Source organism: Streptomyces rhizoryzae, assembly GCF_023155275.1.
Taxonomy (GTDB): Bacteria; Actinomycetota; Actinomycetes; order Streptomycetales; family Streptomycetaceae; genus Streptomyces; species Streptomyces rhizoryzae.
Map to the genome: position 1 here is coordinate 1 of NZ_JALMUV010000077.1, position 15,299 is coordinate 15,299.

General features: G+C 74.1%; 14 protein-coding genes and 1 pseudogene. 5 read left to right on the plus strand and 10 right to left on the minus strand.

The features are described from left to right. Window positions 1–430, minus strand: a pseudogene (locus tag MUU72_RS33845) (two-component sensor histidine kinase); the annotation flags it as partial. Window positions 431–436: 6 nt separating this feature from the next. After that, window positions 437–1,090 carry a response regulator transcription factor gene (locus tag MUU72_RS33850; protein WP_248017292.1) on the minus strand — a complete coding sequence of 218 codons (654 nt, stop codon included), beginning with the start codon at window positions 1,088–1,090 and terminating at the stop codon, window positions 437–439. Between the two features lie 349 nt (window positions 1,091–1,439). Between MUU72_RS33850 and MUU72_RS33855 the strand changes: the two genes are divergently transcribed. Further along, the gene (locus MUU72_RS33855) at window positions 1,440–1,586 is read left to right on the plus strand and encodes a hypothetical protein (RefSeq protein WP_248017306.1); all 147 of its coding nucleotides are present in this window, start codon (window positions 1,440–1,442) and stop codon (window positions 1,584–1,586) included. A gap of 104 nt (window positions 1,587–1,690) precedes the next feature. On the opposite strand, the gene MUU72_RS33860 is transcribed toward MUU72_RS33855, so the two are convergent. Beyond that, entirely contained in the window at window positions 1,691–2,521 is an 831-nt protein-coding gene (locus tag MUU72_RS33860) for an inositol monophosphatase family protein (RefSeq protein ID WP_248017293.1), read from the minus strand. Window positions 2,522–2,572: 51 nt separating this feature from the next. Further along, a complete protein-coding gene (locus MUU72_RS33865) occupies window positions 2,573–3,715 on the minus strand; it encodes a ferrochelatase (protein WP_248017294.1) in 1,143 nt (380 codons plus the stop codon). Window positions 3,716–3,877: 162 nt separating this feature from the next. On the opposite strand from MUU72_RS33865, the gene MUU72_RS33870 reads away from it, so the two are divergent. Continuing rightward, window positions 3,878–5,161, plus strand: a complete 1,284-nt coding sequence (locus MUU72_RS33870) for an MFS transporter (RefSeq protein WP_248017295.1) — start codon at window positions 3,878–3,880, stop codon at window positions 5,159–5,161. Between the two features lie 359 nt (window positions 5,162–5,520). Next, entirely contained in the window at window positions 5,521–6,861 is a 1,341-nt protein-coding gene (locus MUU72_RS33875) for a D-arabinono-1,4-lactone oxidase (RefSeq protein WP_248017296.1), read from the plus strand. Between the two features lie 148 nt (window positions 6,862–7,009). Here MUU72_RS33875 and MUU72_RS33880 read toward each other — a convergent pair whose 3' ends face one another. After that, window positions 7,010–8,278 (minus strand): hypothetical protein, encoded by a 1,269-nt coding sequence (locus MUU72_RS33880; protein ID WP_282505342.1) that lies wholly within the window; start codon window positions 8,276–8,278, stop codon window positions 7,010–7,012. 497 nt (window positions 8,279–8,775) lie between these two features. Here MUU72_RS33880 and sepH point away from each other — a divergent pair, with 497 nt between their 5' ends. Beyond that, window positions 8,776–9,816, plus strand: a complete 1,041-nt coding sequence (gene sepH, locus MUU72_RS33890; RefSeq protein WP_248017299.1) for a septation protein SepH — start codon at window positions 8,776–8,778, stop codon at window positions 9,814–9,816. A gap of 126 nt (window positions 9,817–9,942) precedes the next feature. Here the strand turns inward: sepH and MUU72_RS33895 are convergent, their stop codons facing one another. Then, complete coding sequence (locus tag MUU72_RS33895; RefSeq protein WP_248017300.1) at window positions 9,943–10,782, minus strand: sulfurtransferase; 840 nt, start codon at window positions 10,780–10,782, stop codon at window positions 9,943–9,945. Window positions 10,783–11,032: 250 nt separating this feature from the next. Between MUU72_RS33895 and MUU72_RS33900 the strand changes: the two genes are divergently transcribed. Beyond that, complete coding sequence (locus tag MUU72_RS33900; RefSeq protein WP_248017301.1) at window positions 11,033–11,806, plus strand: VOC family protein; 774 nt, start codon at window positions 11,033–11,035, stop codon at window positions 11,804–11,806. A 26-nt stretch (window positions 11,807–11,832) separates the two neighbouring features. Here MUU72_RS33900 and MUU72_RS33905 read toward each other — a convergent pair whose 3' ends face one another. From MUU72_RS33905 to MUU72_RS33920, 4 genes are all read right to left on the minus strand, one after another. Continuing rightward, window positions 11,833–12,507, minus strand: a complete 675-nt coding sequence (locus MUU72_RS33905) for a thymidine kinase (RefSeq protein ID WP_248017302.1) — start codon at window positions 12,505–12,507, stop codon at window positions 11,833–11,835. 89 nt (window positions 12,508–12,596) lie between these two features. Further along, window positions 12,597–13,787: an alkaline phosphatase family protein gene (locus MUU72_RS33910; protein ID WP_248017303.1), complete on the minus strand. Its 1,191-nt coding sequence runs from the start codon at window positions 13,785–13,787 to the stop codon at window positions 12,597–12,599. Beyond that, entirely contained in the window at window positions 13,787–14,380 is a 594-nt protein-coding gene (locus tag MUU72_RS33915; RefSeq protein ID WP_248017304.1) for a DUF5998 family protein, read from the minus strand. Before MUU72_RS33915 ends, MUU72_RS33910 begins: the two co-directional genes overlap by 1 nt. A gap of 38 nt (window positions 14,381–14,418) precedes the next feature. Then, window positions 14,419–15,299: acetate--CoA ligase family protein (locus MUU72_RS33920; RefSeq protein WP_248017305.1), on the minus strand; the 881-nt coding region annotated here is incomplete at its 5' end.

A 15,299-nucleotide genomic window follows, 5' to 3' on the forward strand; every position in this document is an offset into this window, starting at 1 on the left:
ACCCGAACGCGAACGCCACGATCGTCAGCCCCAGCAACGCCAGCAGCGAACGGTTCAGGAGGTTGTTCAGGGCCACCGCGCGCTGGTGCATCAGGCAGTTGTTGACCGCCTCCTGGAGCAGCGCGCCCGACGTCTCGGTGGGCAGGTCGCAGATGTCGCTGGTGGACTGGAACTTCCCGCCGAGGATCTTCAGCGGCAGGGCGCTGCCGTCGTGCAGCGCGGCCGCGGCGAGCATGTAGATGATCGTGAGCAGCACGATGCCGGCCATCAGGAACATGCCGCCGTACAGCAGCGTGAGGCGTATCCGGATGGTGGGGCGCAGCCAGGGGAAGGGCCGGACGTTGACCGGTTTGGGGTCCCAGGCGGGCTTGGGCGGCACCGGTGGCGGCGGTGTCGCCTTGGAGCTGGAGAAGGAGGGCAGCGAAGGCATCGGCGGTCAGATCCGGTATCCCGAGCCGGGGACGGTGACGATCACCGCGGGCTCGCCGAGCTTGCGGCGCAGGGTCATGACCGTGACCCGGACGACGTTGGTGAACGGGTCGGTGTTCTCGTCCCACGCCTTCTCCAGGAGCTGCTCGGCCGAGACGACCGTGCCCTCGCTGCGCATCAGGACCTCCAGGACCGCGAACTCCTTGGGGGCGAGCTGGACCTCGCGGCCGTCGCGGAAGACCTCGCGGCGGTTGGGGTCGAGCTTGATCCCGGCGCGCTCCAGGACGGGCGGCAGGGCGACCGTGGTGCGGCGCCCCAGGGCCCGTACGCGGGCGGTGAGCTCGGTGAACGCGAACGGCTTGGGGAGGTAGTCGTCCGCGCCGATCTCCAGGCCCGCCACGCGGTCGCTGACGTCCCCGGAGGCGGTGAGCATCAGGACGCGGGTGGGCATGCCCAGCTCGACGAGCTTGCGGCAGACGTCGTCGCCGTGGACGAGCGGGAGGTCGCGGTCGAGGACGACGACGTCGTAGTCGTTGACCGCGATCCGCTCCAGGGCGGCGGCGCCGTCGTAGACCACGTCGACGGCCATGGCCTCCCGGCGCAGTCCGGTGGCCACAGCATCGGCGAGCAGCTGCTCGTCCTCGACGACGAGAACACGCACGTCGTACGTCCTTCCTTACGGCCCTCAGCTGAGCAGGGCACAACACCGTTCAGAGCTCTTCCATCCTGCCCCGAAGAGTCATAAACCGGCGGTAAGGGGGGTGTGGAAGGGGTGACGGAGGGTACGCGGGGCCGGTGTGCTCCGGATTTCGCGGGCCGGTTGAGGTTTCCGTGAGGTTGCCGGTGGGGAGGACGACTGCACACCCGCGATCACGCCCTGTACCGGCGTCTGGCCACGTTCCGGTTTCCATCGCAGGGACCACGCCGTGATCGACCCACCCGTCGGCACACCCCCGTGCCACCGACCCACGACGAGGGGGCGCACCATGGACGCGTTCACCGCAGGTATTTTGCAGCGCATACGGAACACCGAAGCCGATCTGGTCCGGGCCCGCGAGTCGGGTGACGACTTCCTCGCCGAGGTCGAGCTGGCGGAGCTGGAGGATCTTCAGCGGCTGGCCGACGAGCACGGCGTGCGGTACAGCGTCAGCGCCTGACGCGGACCCCGGCCCGTACGGCTCGGCGGCTGCGCCCCGGCACCGGTGGAGGGTGCCGGGGCGCAGCGCTGTCCGGACCCGGTCCGGGAGCCGGCGGGCCGGTGTCAGTCGTGCCAGGCGCCGAGGTCGTCCAGCAGCGGCTGGAGGGCGGCGAAGACGCCCGGGGAGGCGGCGACGGTCAGCTCGTGGGAGGCGGGCCGGCCGGGGCGGCCGCCGGTGCGGGCGCCGGCCTCGGTGGCGATCAGGACGCCGGCGGCCAGGTCCCAGGGGTTCAGGCCGCGCTCGTAGTAGCCGTCGAGCCGGCCGCAGGCCACGTCGCACAGGTCGATGGCGGCCGAGCCGCCGCGGCGGATGTCGCGGACCTGCGGCAGGAGGGTGCGGACGACCTCGGCCTGGGCGGCGCGGCGCTCGGTGAGGTAGCCGAAGCCGGTGGCGACCAGGGCCTGGGAGAGCGGCGGGGCGGGGCGGTGGCGGACGGGTTCGCCGTTGCGGTGGGCGCCGCCGCCGCGCACGGCGTGGAAGGTCTCACCGCGCATCGGGACGGCGACCACGCCGACGACGGTCTCGCCGTCCTGCTCCGCGGCGATGGACACCGCCCAGGAGGGCAGGCCGTAGAGGTAGTTGACGGTGCCGTCCACCGGGTCAATGATCCAGCGCACCCCGCTGGTGCCGGGGGCGCCGGCGCCCTCCTCGCCCAGGAAGCCGTCGTCGGGGCGGCGCTCCCCGATGACGTCGGTGATCAGTTTCTCGGAGGCCAGGTCCATCTCGGTGACCACGTCGATGGGGCTGGTCTTGGTGGCGGCCACCCCCAGGTCGGCGGGCCGGCCGTCGCACAGCAGGGTGGCGGCGCGGCGGGCGGCCTCCAGGGCCAGGTCGAGGAGTTCGGCGTGCAGGGGGTCGGTGTGCGGCCGGTCGGGGTGCTGCGGGTCGGGCACGGTGCTCCTTGCTCGGGCGGGGCGGTCGGGGCCCTGGGGCGGGCGGGGCGGCTACGCGGTGGCCGGGCCGGTCCAGTCGGCGCCGGCGGCGGCCGGGCGGGGGGTGCGGGCGGGGCAGCAGCCGAGGGGGCACAGGTCGTGGGAGGCGCCGAGCGCGCCCAGGGCGCAGCGTTCGGGGGCCGCGCCCCGTTCGGTGGCGGCGCGCTCCAGGAGGAGGTCGCGGACGGCGGCGGCGAAGCGGGGGTCGGCGCCGACGGTGGCCGAGCGGGTGACCGGGAGGCCCAGTTCGGCGGCCTTGGCGGTGGCCTCGGTGTCGAGGTCGTACTTGACCTCCATGTGGTCCGAGACGAAGCCGATGGGGGCCATGACGACGGCGGGGACGCCGGCGGCGTGCAGCTCCTCCAGGTGGTCGCAGATGTCGGGTTCCAGCCAGGGGATGTGGGGGGCGCCGCTGCGGGACTGGTAGACGAGGCGCCAGGGGTGCTCGATGCCGGTCTCGGCGCGGACGGCGTCGGTGATCACCCGGGCGACGTCGAGGTGCTGGGCGACGTAGGCACCGCCCTCGCCGTGCTCCGTGTGGTCGGCGGGGGTGCCGGAGGTGTCGGCGGCCGCGGTGGGGATGGAGTGCGTGGTGAAGGCGATGTGGGCGGCGGCGCGGGCGCCTTCGGGGAGTTCGGCCAGGGAGGCGAGAACGCCGTCGACCATGGGGCGGACGAAGCCGGGGTGGTTGAAGTAGTGGCGCAGCTTGTCGACCCGGGGGACGGGCAGGCCCTCGTCCTGGAGGGTGGTGAGGGCGTCGGCGAGGTTCTCGCGGTACTGGCGGCAGCCGGAGTACGAGGCGTAGGCGCTGGTCGCGAGGACGGCGATGCGGCGGTGGCCGTCGTTGACCATGGTGCGAAGGGTGTCGGTCAGGTAGGGCGCCCAGTTGCGGTTGCCCCAGTAGACCGGCAGGTCCAGGCCGTGTTCGGCGAAGTCCTTGCGGAGGGCGTCGAGGAGTTCGCGGTTCTGGGCGTTGATGGGGCTGACGCCGTCGAAGAGGTAGTAGTGCCGGCCCACCTCCTTGAGGCGCTCGCGGGGGATGCCGCGGCCGCGGGTGACGTTCTCCAGGAACGGCACGACGTCGTCGGGTCCTTCGGGGCCTCCGAAGGAGAGCAGCAGCAGGGCGTCATAGGGGCGGGGGTCGAGTTCGGGCATGGCTTGATCCTCCCATTCGCGGGGCGGTGGCGCGGGGTCAGGCCCCCTTGTGGCGGTGGCCGGAAGACGGCGGAAATCGGGAGGCGCCGGGCACCGCTGCCCCGTAAGCTGTATCGGCCACAGACATCCCTTACCGACTTCCTCACCCGGCGGAGCACCCCGTTGCCCAGTCCTTACCGCGCGATTTTCGGCCGTCCCGGAACCAAGTCCTTCTCCGCCGCCGGGCTGCTGGGGCGGATGACGCTGTCCATGATGGGGATCGGCATCGTCACGATGGTGTCCCAGCTGACCGGCCGGTACGGCCTGGCGGGGGCGCTGTCGGCGACGCTGGCGCTGTCCGCGGCGGTCATCGGGCCGCAGGTCTCCCGGCTGGTGGACCGGCACGGCCAGCGGCGGGTACTGCGCCCGGTCACGCTGGTGTCGCTGGCGGCGTCCGCCGGGCTGCTGCTGAGCGCGCAGCAGCGCTGGCCGGACTGGACGCTGTTCGCGTTCACGGCGTGCGCGGGGTGCGTGCCGAGCGCGGGGGCGATGGTGCGGGCCCGGTGGGCGGCGCTGTACCGGGGTTCGCGGGAGCTGCACACCGCGTATTCCTGGGAGTCGATCGTCGACGAGGTGTGCTTCATCCTGGGGCCGATCCTGTCGATCGGACTGTCGACGGCGTGGTTCCCGGAGGCGGGGCCGCTGCTGGCGGCGGTGTTCCTGGCGGTGGGGGTGTTCTGGCTGACCGCGCAGCGGGCGACGGAGCCGGCGCCGCATCCGCGGGAGCAGCTCGCCAAGGGGTCGGCGCTGCGGTCCCCGGGGCTGCGGGTGCTGGTGGCGACGTTCGTGGCGACCGGCGGGATCTTCGGGGCGGTCGACGTGGTGACGGTGGCGTACGCCCAGGAGGCGGGTCACAAGGCCGCGGCGAGCCTGGTGCTGGCGGTGTACGCGCTGGGGTCGTGTGTGGCCGGTGCGGTGTTCGGGCTGCTGCACGTGGCGGGGCCGCCGGCCAAGCGGTGGCTGGTGGGCGTGGTGGCGATGGCGGTGAGCATGGTGCCGCTCCAGCTGGCGGCGTCGCTGTCGGGGTCACTGGTGATGCTGGGGGCCGCACTGTTCCTGGCGGGGCTGTCGATCGCGCCGACGATGGTCACGACCATGGCGCTGGTCGAGGAGCACGTGCCGCGGACGCAGCTGACCGAGGGCATGACGTGGACGAGCACGGGGCTCGCGGTGGGTGTGGCGCTGGGTTCGTCGGCGGCGGGTTCGGCCGTGGACGCGGCCGGTGCGGCGCACGCCTACCTCGTGCCGCTGGGCGCGGGCGCGCTGGCTGCCGTGGTGGCCCTGGCCGGCTACCGGTGGCTGCGCCGCGGGGGCGTGCCGGCCGTCCCCTCTGCCGCGGTCGCCGCGGTCCCCTCCCCTGCGGACCGTCCGGCCGCCGAGGACCACGACGGGACCCGGGCCGGCTGAACGGGCCGCCGGACCGCGTCCGCGCGAGCGCGTGCCGGGGCCTGCACTACCGGGTTGCTCCCTTCACTCCGCCACGGGTCGCTCGCCCCTGGGGCCGTCCGCCCCTCCCCCACGTCACCGGCACAGGTGACCTCCGGGGCGACAGGTTGACGCGCGAGGTCCGCCCCAGGGCGAACACCTCGTCCCGGCTTCAGAGTTACCGCCGGTACGACATGTCCCGGAGCCCTCCGATTGCGCCCGCTTTCCGCCCCCTGTGATTCCCGTCACGCCGCCCGGGAACGGCGTCGGCGGCTGACATCATGCGCTGACACGACGGCGGCCGGACACGGCCGGCCCGCGCGAGGGGAGGGAACGTCACCATGGCGGTCACCGATGTCATCGGCGGCTCAGCGAGGCGCGGCCCGAAAGGGCCCTGGCGCAACTGGGCGGGGAACGTCGCCGCCCGCCCCGCCCGCACCGTGGCTCCGGCGAGCACCGAGGACGTCGCCGCCGCCGTACGGGCCGCCGCGGAGGACGGGCTGACGGTCAAGGCCGTGGGCACCGGCCACTCGTTCACCCCGGCCGCCGTCACCGACGGGCTGCTGATCCGCCCCGAGCGGCTCACCGGCATCCGCCGCATCGACCGCGCGGCGGGCACCGTCACGGTGGCCGCCGGCACCCCGCTCAAGCACCTCAACCAGGCGCTGTCCGCGCACGGCCTGTCGCTGACCAACATGGGCGACATCATGGAGCAGACCGTCTCCGGGGCCACCAGCACCGGCACCCACGGCACGGGCCGGGACTCGGCGTCGATCGCGGCGCAGATCACCGCCCTGGAGCTGGTCACCGCCGACGGGTCGGTGCTGCGCTGCTCCGCCACCGAGCACCCGGACGTCTTCGCCGGGGCGCGGCTGGGCCTGGGCGCGCTCGGCGTGCTCACCGAGCTGACCTTCGCCGTCGAGCCGGAGTTCCTGCTGACGGCCCGCGAGGAGCCGATGCCGTTCGACGAGGTGACCGGCCGGTTCGACGAGCTGGTCGCCGAGAACGAGCACTTCGAGTTCTACTGGTTCCCGCACACCGGCAACTGCAGCACCAAGCGCAACAACCGCAGCCAGGGCCCCGCGGCGCCGCCCGGCAGGATGAGCGGCTGGGTGGAGGACGAGCTGCTGTCCAACGGGCTGTTCCAGGTGGCCTGCGCGGTGGGCCGCGCGGTGCCGGCCGCGATACCGGGCATCGCGAAACTCTCCAGCCGCGCCCTGTCGGCGCGTACGTACACCGACATCCCGTACAAGGTGTTCACCTCGCCCCGGCGGGTGCGGTTCGTGGAGATGGAGTACGCACTGCCCCGGCAGGCCGCGGTCGAGGCGCTGGGTGAACTGAGGGCGATGGTCGAGCGGTCGGACTTCAGGGTGAGCTTCCCGGTGGAGGTGCGGACCGCGCCGGCCGACGACATCGCACTGTCCACGGCGTCCGGCCGGGACACCGTGTACGTCGCGGTGCACATGTACCGGGGGACGCCGCATCAGGCGTACTTCGCGGCCGCGGAGCGGATCATGACGGCGCACGAGGGGCGGCCGCACTGGGGCAAGCTGCACACCCGGGACGCCGCGTACCTCGCGGAGGTGTATCCGCGGTTCGGTGAGTTCACCGCGCTGCGCGACCGGCTGGATCCGGAGCGCCGGTTTGCCAACGGGTACCTGCGGCAGGTCCTGGGTGAGTGAGCCGCGCCCGGCCCTCCGGTGACGCGCCGCGGCCCGGTGCCCCACGAGGGGCACCGGGCCGCGGTGTACGGGCGGTCCGCCTCGGGGCGGGCCGGTCCGTTGTCAGGGGCGATCCTTCGTCCGGGGTGTCCGGGTCGACCCGGGGGTGTCAGGGGGCGTTGGGGCCGGGGGTCTGCTGGATGCCGGGGAGCTGCTCGTTCTGCGGCCGGTCCGGGGTCGCGCCGCCGGTCGGGCCGGGAGTGCCGCCGTCACCGGTGCCGTCGGACCGGCCCGGCGACGGCTCGGGCGACGCGGACGTGCCGGGGCTCGGAGAACCGGTGGCACCGTCGCTCGGGGCTGGCGTCGGGGTTCGCCCGCCGGTTCCGGTGCCGCTGTCCGCGCCGTCGGGGCGGCTGCTGCCGTCGCCGGTGCGGCCGGGGTCAGGGGACTGCGTCCCGTGATCGCGGCCGGTGCCGTTCCCGGTGGAGTGCCCGGGCTCCGGGGTGCGCGGGGTGCCGGTCCGGGGCGGGGAGACGTTCCCGGTGGTCAGGTTGCCCAGGGTGGTGCCCTTCTGGCCGCTGGGGGTCTCGCCGGTCACCAGCTCGGTGGCGGTGACCGCACCCATGGCCAGTACGAACACGGCGAGCGCGCCGAGCGCCGGCCGCTTCCAGCCGCGCAGCCGGGTCCCGTAGGTGGCGACGGCCTCCTCCGAGCCAGGCGGCGGGCTGCCGGCACCGTCGGTGGCGGGACCCGGGGCGCCGGGAGTGCCCGGGGTGCCGGGGGCGCCGGCCTGCCGGAGCACGGTGGTGGCGTCGGTGCCGCGGTCGGCGGCCCGGCCCAGCGCCATGGTCCGCTCGGCGGCCCGGCCCAGCGCCATGGTCCGCTCGGCGGCCCGGCCCAGCGCCATCGTCCGCTCGGTGGGCCGGCCCAGCGCCATCGTCCGCTCGGTGGGCCGCGGCAGCAGCCGGGTCGCTTCCGGGTCGGGCTCGGCCGGCTCCCGCTGGGCGCGCGGGATCAGCTGGGTACGGGCGGTGTCCGGGCCGGTGTCGCGGGCCGCGACGGAGGTGACGGGGTCCTCCGCGCCGTTCTTGTCGAACGTGGGCAGCACCATCGTCGGACCGGCGGGCGGCTGGGCGGTGGATCGGGGGGTGGTGGATCGGGATCGGGGGGTGGAGACGCGGCGCGGGCGGGGTCTGGTGGTGACCGCCGCTTCCTTGATCTGCTCACCGGTGCGCCGGAACAGGTGCTGGAATATCGTGCCGCCGGTGGTGGCGACGACACTGACGACACCCGCGCCGATGATGGTTCCGTACACACCGAGCTGACCCGCCAGGTATGCGGCGACAGCCGCGGCGAGCGCGCTGCCGGCGACCTGCGCGAGGCTCAGGTCGATCCGCTTCTCCTTCTGCTTCGTGTCGGCTTCGGTTTCTTCGTCCATCTCCTACCTTTGATCGCCCTTTCGATCCATGTTGCACGGAGAAGTGACCAATTGGCGGAGTCATTAGTTCCGAATCTGTGGAATCTGTGAGCATCGACACCTTCACCGCAGGTGGAGGCGGTGACCCAGGAATACCTCCCCCTCGACCGGCAAGAACTTCCACGGCGCGGCGGTCCACCTCAGTGGCCCGAATGGAGTACTGTGGCGAGCCCTGGCCCCGGTTCCCGTTCCGGCTGCCCGGACCCGCGGGAGGGGCACGGAAGGTGACACCCTCCCTGGGGCGCCGTCGCTCGGCACGGGTGGTCGGTGACAGGGCAAGCGGCATGGTCACTGAGCGTTGCGAACTGGTAACCGTGTCATAACGGCGTTTCTGGGCCAAGCCCCGACACGCCGGGCAACTCGGCAATGTTGTGGCAGGCTGCACCCGGGCAGGCCACACTCGACTAGCGGAAGCAGCGACGCACGTGACGTCGGCAGGCACCACCCGGGAGGTCCCCATGCCCGAACTGCGTGTCGTGGCCGTCTCCAACGACGGCACACGGCTGGTGCTCAAGGCTGCGGACAGCACCGAGTACACGCTTCCGATCGACGAGCGGCTGCGCGCCGCCGTCCGCAACGACAGAGCGCGGCTGGGCCAGATCGAGATCGAGGTCGAGAGCCACCTGCGCCCGCGGGACATCCAGGCGCGGATACGAGCCGGCGCCTCCGCCGAGGAGGTCGCCCAGCTCGCCGGCATCCCCGTGGACCGGGTGCGCCGCTTCGAGGGACCGGTGCTCGCCGAGCGGGCGTTCATGGCCGAGCGGGCCCGCAAGACCCCCGTACGCCGCCCCGGTGAGAACACCGGCCCGCAGCTGGGTGAGGCGGTCGCCGAACGGCTGCTGCTGCGCGGCGCGGACAAGGACAGCACCCAGTGGGACTCCTGGCGCCGGGACGACGGCACCTGGGAGGTACTGCTGGTCTACCGGGTCGCGGGCGAACCGCGCTCGGCGACCTGGACGTACGACCCGCCGCGCCGGCTGGTGCAGGCCGTCGACGACGAGGCCCGCACGCTGATCGGCGAGAACGACGACACCCCCGAGCCGAGCTTCCCCTTCGTACCCCGGATCGCCCGGCTGCCGCGCGACCGGCCGCTGGACCGCGCCCTGGACCGGCAGATGCCCGAGCGGTCCGGCGAGGAGCGGGACGGGCGCGGCGAGGAGGTCGCCGCCGAGCGCGAACGGGACTCCCTGACCAGCCTGCTGGAGGCGGTGCCGAGCTTCCGGGGCGACATGGTCGTACCGGACACCGCCAAGGCGCCGCAGCAGGACGAGGCCGCGGAGGCCGAGATCGAGGAGCCGCCCGCCCCGGCGGCGAGCGCGGGCGCGGGGTCGGCGTACGCGGATGTGCTGATGCCGCGCGCGGTGGCCGGCCACCGGGACCGGCTGACCGGGACGACCGACCGGCAGGCCGAGGCGGACGGGGTGCGCCCGGGCCGCCGGGCCGCGGTGCCCAGCTGGGACGAGATCGTCTTCGGCACCCGGCGGAAGAAGCCGGAATAGCCGGAACAGCCGGATGACCGGTGCGGGCGGGGATCCGGCCGCTGTCGCGCGTGGCGGACCGCCCGCTCCCTGCACGCAGGGGGCGGGCGGTCGCGTGCGGGGCCTGTGGCGGGCCTGGGCGGGGGCTCAGCCGGGCTGCGGGCCGGTGGCGATGGGACGGGAGGGGTCGGCGCACCATTCGCTCCAGGAACCGACGTACAGGGCCGCGGGGATCCCTGCGACGGCGAGGGCGAGGACCTGCTGGGCGGCGGACACGCCGGAGCCGCAGTAGACGCCGACCTCGGTGTCGGGCGTGGCGCCCAGTGCCGCGAACCGCTCGGCGAGCTCGGCGGCGGGGCGGAAGACCGTGCCACCGTCGGTGACGTTCTCCGTCGTGGGCGCGGAGACCGCGCCGGGGATGTGGCCGGCGACCGGGTCGATGGGTTCGGTCTCGCCCCGGTAGCGCTCGCCTGCCCGGGCGTCCAGGAGGACACCGCGGCGGGCCAGGGCGGCGGCGTCGTCGGCGGTCAGCAGCGGCATCGCGCCCGGTTCCGGGGTGAAGTCACCTTCCGGCGGAGTCACTTTGTCGACACTCAGGGCGCCGCCGGCCGCCTGCCAGGCGGCCAGGCCGCCGTCGAGGACCCGCACGTCCGGGTGGCCCGCCCAGCGCAGCAGCCACCACGCGCGGGCGGCCGCCCAGCCCTGCCCGCCGTCGTAGGTGACCACCGGGTGTGCGGCGGTGACCCCCGCGGCGCGCATCGCGGCGGTGAAGCCGGCGAGATCGGGGAGCGGGTGCCGGCCGTTCCTGCCGGGCGGGCCGGCCAGTTCGCGGTCGAGGTCCACGTAGACCGCGCCGGGCAGGTGGCCGGCCTCGTACTCGGGGCGGCCGGGCGGGCCACCGAGCCGGTAGCGCACGTCCAGCAGGAGCGGGGCGCCCGGGCCGGCCAGCTCGCTCGCGAGTTCGGTAGCGGTGATGATGGCGTTCATGGGACTCATCCTTGCGTAGCGGCGCCTACGTAGAGAAGGCGGGCGCCCACCCTCCGTATGACGCAGTTGCGCGGCGCCGCACCCCCCGCGAACCGGAAGACGGGCGTCAAAACGGGCATTCTCTCTCGGGAACGCGCCGCGGACGGCGCGGCCGGGGCGCACACCCGGTGGCAGGGTGCGAGCATCTGCTCGGGACCCGCGCCCGTACCGCACATGGCCAGCACCCCGATCCGCCGAGGAGTAAGTGACGATGACGACCGAGGCAGCAGCCCGGAGGATGCCCGGCGCGCCCTGCTGGGTGAGCCTCCTGGCGCACAGCCTGCCCGCGACGCAGGAGTTCTACGGCGCGCTCTTCGGCTGGGAGTTCCGTCCCGGCCCGCAGCACTTCGGGCCGTACGCCCGGGCCTTCCTCGACGGCCTGGAGGTGGCCGGGGTCGGTGAACTGGCCGCCGACCGGCACCTCCCGGTGTCCTGGACCACCTATCTGGCCAGTGACGACGCGGATGTGACCGCCGAGCAGATCCGCGCCTGCGGCGGCACGGTCGGGGTCGGCCCGCTGGACGCCGACGAAGCCGGGCGGATGGCGATCGCCTCCGACCCCCAGGGCGCCATCTTCGGTGTCTGGCAGGGCCGGACGATGCTGGGCACCGCGCTCAGCGGCGAGCCGGGCACCCCGGTGTGGAACGAACTCGTCACCCAGGAGACCGACTCCGTCGCGCCGTTCTACGAGCACGTCTTCGGCTTCGAACCGGAGGCCGTGGTCTCCGCCGACTTCGACTACCTGACGCTGCACCTCAAGGGCAAGCCGGTGGCCGGCATCCACGGGGTCGGCAACGCGCTGCCGCGCGACCGGGGGCCGCACTGGATGACGTACTTCGCGGTCTCCGACACCGACGCCGCCACCCGCCGGGTCGTCGAACTGGGCGGCCGTGTGCTGCGGCCGGCGCGGGACTCGGCGCACGGCCGGCTGGCGACGGTCGCCGACAGCGAGGGCGCGGTCTTCACCGTCATCCAGCGGCACTGACCCGGCAGGCCGCCGCCTCGGGGGCGCTACTTCGGCGCGTCGACCGGCAGCACGTCCGGGGACAGCGCGGCCGCCCGGGCGGTCGCCGCGGTCTGCCGGCGGCGGTGGTGGCGCCGGCACAGCACCTCGTAGCCGACCTCGCCCTGCCGCTCCGCCCCTTCACCGGCGTCCCCGACCACATCGCCGACGACGACCTGCGCGCCCTCGACCACCATGCGGCCGTCGACCGTGCGGGCGTTGTGGGTGGCCCGGGCGCCGCACCAGCACAGCGCCTCCACCTGAAGCACCTCGATGCGGTCGGCGAGTTCGACCAGCCGCTGGGAGCCGGGGAAGAGCTTGCTGCGGAAGTCGGTGGTGATGCCGAATGCGAAGACGTCCAGTCCGAGGTCGTCGACGACGCGGGCGAGCTGGTCTATCTGCTCCGGGGCGAGGAACTGCGCCTCGTCGGCGATGACGTAGTCGACCCGGCCGCCGGAGCTGAGGTGGCCGACGACGTGGGCGTAGAAGTCCATGCCGTCCGCCGCCTCGACGGCCTCGGTGACCAGGCCCAGGCGGGAGGACAGCTTGCCGCGGCCGGCCCGGTCGTTGCGGCTGTAGATCATGCCCTGGAGGCCGCGGGCCGAGCGGTTGTGCTCGATCTGCAGCGCCAGTGTCGACTTTCCGCAGTCCATCGTTCCGGAGAAGAACACCAGCTCGGGCATGGGGGTGGGCGGGCCTTTCGGGCTCGTGCGGAAGGGAGGGGGCGGCAGGAAAGGACGGGCCGGACCGGGGCGGGGCCCGGCCCCGCGGGTCAGGTGCGGACTTCGAGGAGCGGGACCAGCTGCTCCACCGGGGTCATGGAACCGTGCAGGCCGACCATCTGGGACTCCCCCGGCTCCCGTTCACCGGCGATGATCGCCATGTCGGCGTGGGCGGCGGCCACCACGTCGCCGATCCGGGCGCGGACCCGGTCGTCGACCTGCGGCCCGAACCAGCCCGCGGCGATGGCCTCGTCGCGGCTCGCGACCCACATCTGGTCCCCGACCACCTCGCGCCAGACGGCCAGGACGTCGGAGGCCGCGCCCGGATGGGCGTAGACGTGCCGGGCCCGGCCCTCGCCGCCCAACAGGCGGACGCCGGCGCGCAGTTCCCAGTCCTCGTCGAAGTCGATGCGGGACTCCGGGTCGAAGGGGATGTCGATCATGCCGTGGTCGGCGGTGATGTACAGGGCGCTGCGCGGCGGGAGTTGCTCGGCGAGGCGCTGGGCGAGCCGGTCCACGTAGAGCAGCTGGCCGCGCCAGGCGTCGGAGTCGACACCGTAGCGGTGGCCCTTGCCGTCGACCTCGGAGTAGTAGGTGTAGACCAGCGAGCGGTCGCCGGCGGCGAGTTGCTCGGCGGCGAGGTCCATCCGCTCCTCGCCGGAGAGCCGGCCGTGGAAGGTGCCGCCGCTGAGCGCGATGCGGGTGAGCGGGGTCTGCTCGAAGTCCGGTGCGGAGACCTGGCAGGTGTGGATGCCGGCGGCGTCGGCGAGCTGGAAGACCGTCGGGTACGGCTGCCAGGTGTGCGGGTCGGTCCACGGGCGCCAGCGCAGCTGGTTCATCAGCGCGCCGGTGGCCGGATCCTGGCAGGTGTACCCGGGCAGGCCGTGGGCACCCGGGGGCAGGCCGGTGCCGACCGAGGCGAGCGAGGTGGCGGTGGTCGCGGGGAAGCCGGCGGTCAGCGGCAGGCCGGTGCCGTTGAGGGAGGTGTCCAGGAGGGACGTGAGGAACGGCGCCTCGGCCGGGTGGGCGCGCAGCAGCTCCCAGCCGAGCCCGTCGATCAGGAAGACGCACGCCCGGTCGGCGGGGGCCAGCTCCATACCGGTGGTGACGCCGGGCAGGCCCTGGCCCGCGGTGATGGCGGGCAGCAGGTCGGCGAGCGAGCCGGTGCCGTAGCGGGGCACGGGCGCGGTGAGCGGGTCGAGCGGTTCTGGTTCCGGCCAGGTGGGGGCGGTGTGGGCCATCAGCGGGCGCTGCCGGTGGCCGCGGTGGCCTCGGAGAGCGCCTGGGCGAAGGCGAGGGTCTCGCGCACCGAGTCCGGGCCGTCACCGGCCTCGCTGACCCGGAGGGAGAGGTCGTCGGCGGTGGACGAACCGGTGTAGCCGTGGTCGGCGTCGCAGTTGGGGTCGCCGCAGCTGGCGGGCTCCAGGTCGAGGCGCGCGACGGCGCCCCACCCGATGGTGAGAACGACTTCCCGGGGCAGCTGGCCGGGGGTGTAGGACTCGGGGTTGGCGACGACGCGGCTGAGCACCACGGACGAGATCCGGCCGAGTTTGACGGACTCGGTGGAGGTGGTGGCGTACGGGGAGGGGGAGGTGGCGTCGGCGGCCTGCTCGTCGGTGTGGCTGACGATGAAACGGGTGCCGGTCAGGACCAGGACGGTGACGTGGCGGCGGACCTCGTTGGCGTCGAAGGTCGTCTCCTGGTGGACGAGGTACGAGACCACCGGCTCGCCGCCGACCGCGGCCTGCACCGCCTCGGCCACGAGCGTCGGGTAATAGCCACTGCGCTCGATCGCCGCGCGCAGCCCCTGGGTCGTCGTACCGGTCTTAGCCATGGGGTCCATCTTACGGGGCGTACAGGGGCGCGAGAGCCTCAGTAGAAGGGCAGCCGGCGGGGCCCGAGGTCGGTGGTCGCGGGCGGTCTGGCCAGGCGTACGGAGGCGCCCAGGACGGCCAGGCCGCGCGGGGCGACGACGACCGGTTCGAGGTCCACGGCGACCACCTCGGGGTGGTCGTCGACGAGCCGGGAGACCCGCAGCAGGAGCTCTTCGAGGGCGCCGGTGTCCACCGGCTGGGAGCCGCGCCAGCCGAACAGCAGCGGGGCGCTGCGGATCGACCGGATCTGCTCGGTGACCTCGCGGTCGGTGGCCGGAATCAGCCGGTGGGCGAGGTCGCCCAGCAGCTGGGAGGGGGCACCGGCCAGCCCGAAGGAGAGGATCGCGCCGGCGGCCGGGTCGATGGCGGCGCGGACGACGGTGTCGACGCCGCGCGGCGCCATCGCCTGGACGACCGGGCGCAGCTCGGCGGGCGACCCCAGGAAGTCGGTCAGCTCGGTGTACGTGCGGCGCAGCTCGGCCTCGCCGGCGATGTCGAGGCGGACACCGCCGAGGTCGGCACGGTGCCGGAGGTGGGGAGCGGTGGTCTTCAGGGCGACCGGGTAGCCGAGCCGGGCGGCGGCGCGGACGGCGGTGTCCGGGTCGGGGGCGGGCAGGGCGGGGCGGACGTGGATGCCGTAGCGGGCCAGCAGGGCCTCGGCGTCGGCGGGCGGCAGGGCGACGGAGCGGCCGGGGGCGACGTCGGAGGTGAGCCGGTCGAGCAGGCGGTCGATGTCGGCGCCGGCCGCGGCCTCCTGGATGTCGTCGTACTCGGGCACCCGGCCTGGTTCGGCGGAGGTCCGGCGCCACGCGGCGTAGCGGACGGCCTCGGCGAGGGCGCGGACGGCCCGCTCGGCGGCGGGGTAGGCGGGGATGGGGG

Bases quoted from the DNA above. Each gene is read 5' to 3' on its own strand.
- MUU72_RS33895 (WP_248017300.1), bottom strand. From the start codon at position 10,782: ATGAACGCCATCATCACCGCTACCGAACTCGCGAGCGAGCTGGCCGGC.
- MUU72_RS33910 (WP_248017303.1), bottom strand. From the start codon at position 13,787: ATGGCCCACACCGCCCCCACCTGGCCGGAACCAGAACCGCTCGACCCG.
- MUU72_RS33875 (WP_248017296.1), top strand. From the start codon at position 5,521: ATGGCGGTCACCGATGTCATCGGCGGCTCAGCGAGGCGCGGCCCGAAA.
- MUU72_RS33880 (WP_282505342.1), bottom strand. From the start codon at position 8,278: ATGGACGAAGAAACCGAAGCCGACACGAAGCAGAAGGAGAAGCGGATC.
- MUU72_RS33865 (WP_248017294.1), bottom strand. From the start codon at position 3,715: ATGCCCGAACTCGACCCCCGCCCCTATGACGCCCTGCTGCTGCTCTCC.
- MUU72_RS33900 (WP_248017301.1), top strand. From the start codon at position 11,033: ATGACGACCGAGGCAGCAGCCCGGAGGATGCCCGGCGCGCCCTGCTGG.
- MUU72_RS33915 (WP_248017304.1), bottom strand. From the start codon at position 14,380: ATGGCTAAGACCGGTACGACGACCCAGGGGCTGCGCGCGGCGATCGAG.
- sepH (WP_248017299.1), top strand. From the start codon at position 8,776: ATGCCCGAACTGCGTGTCGTGGCCGTCTCCAACGACGGCACACGGCTG.
- MUU72_RS33905 (WP_248017302.1), bottom strand. From the start codon at position 12,507: ATGCCCGAGCTGGTGTTCTTCTCCGGAACGATGGACTGCGGAAAGTCG.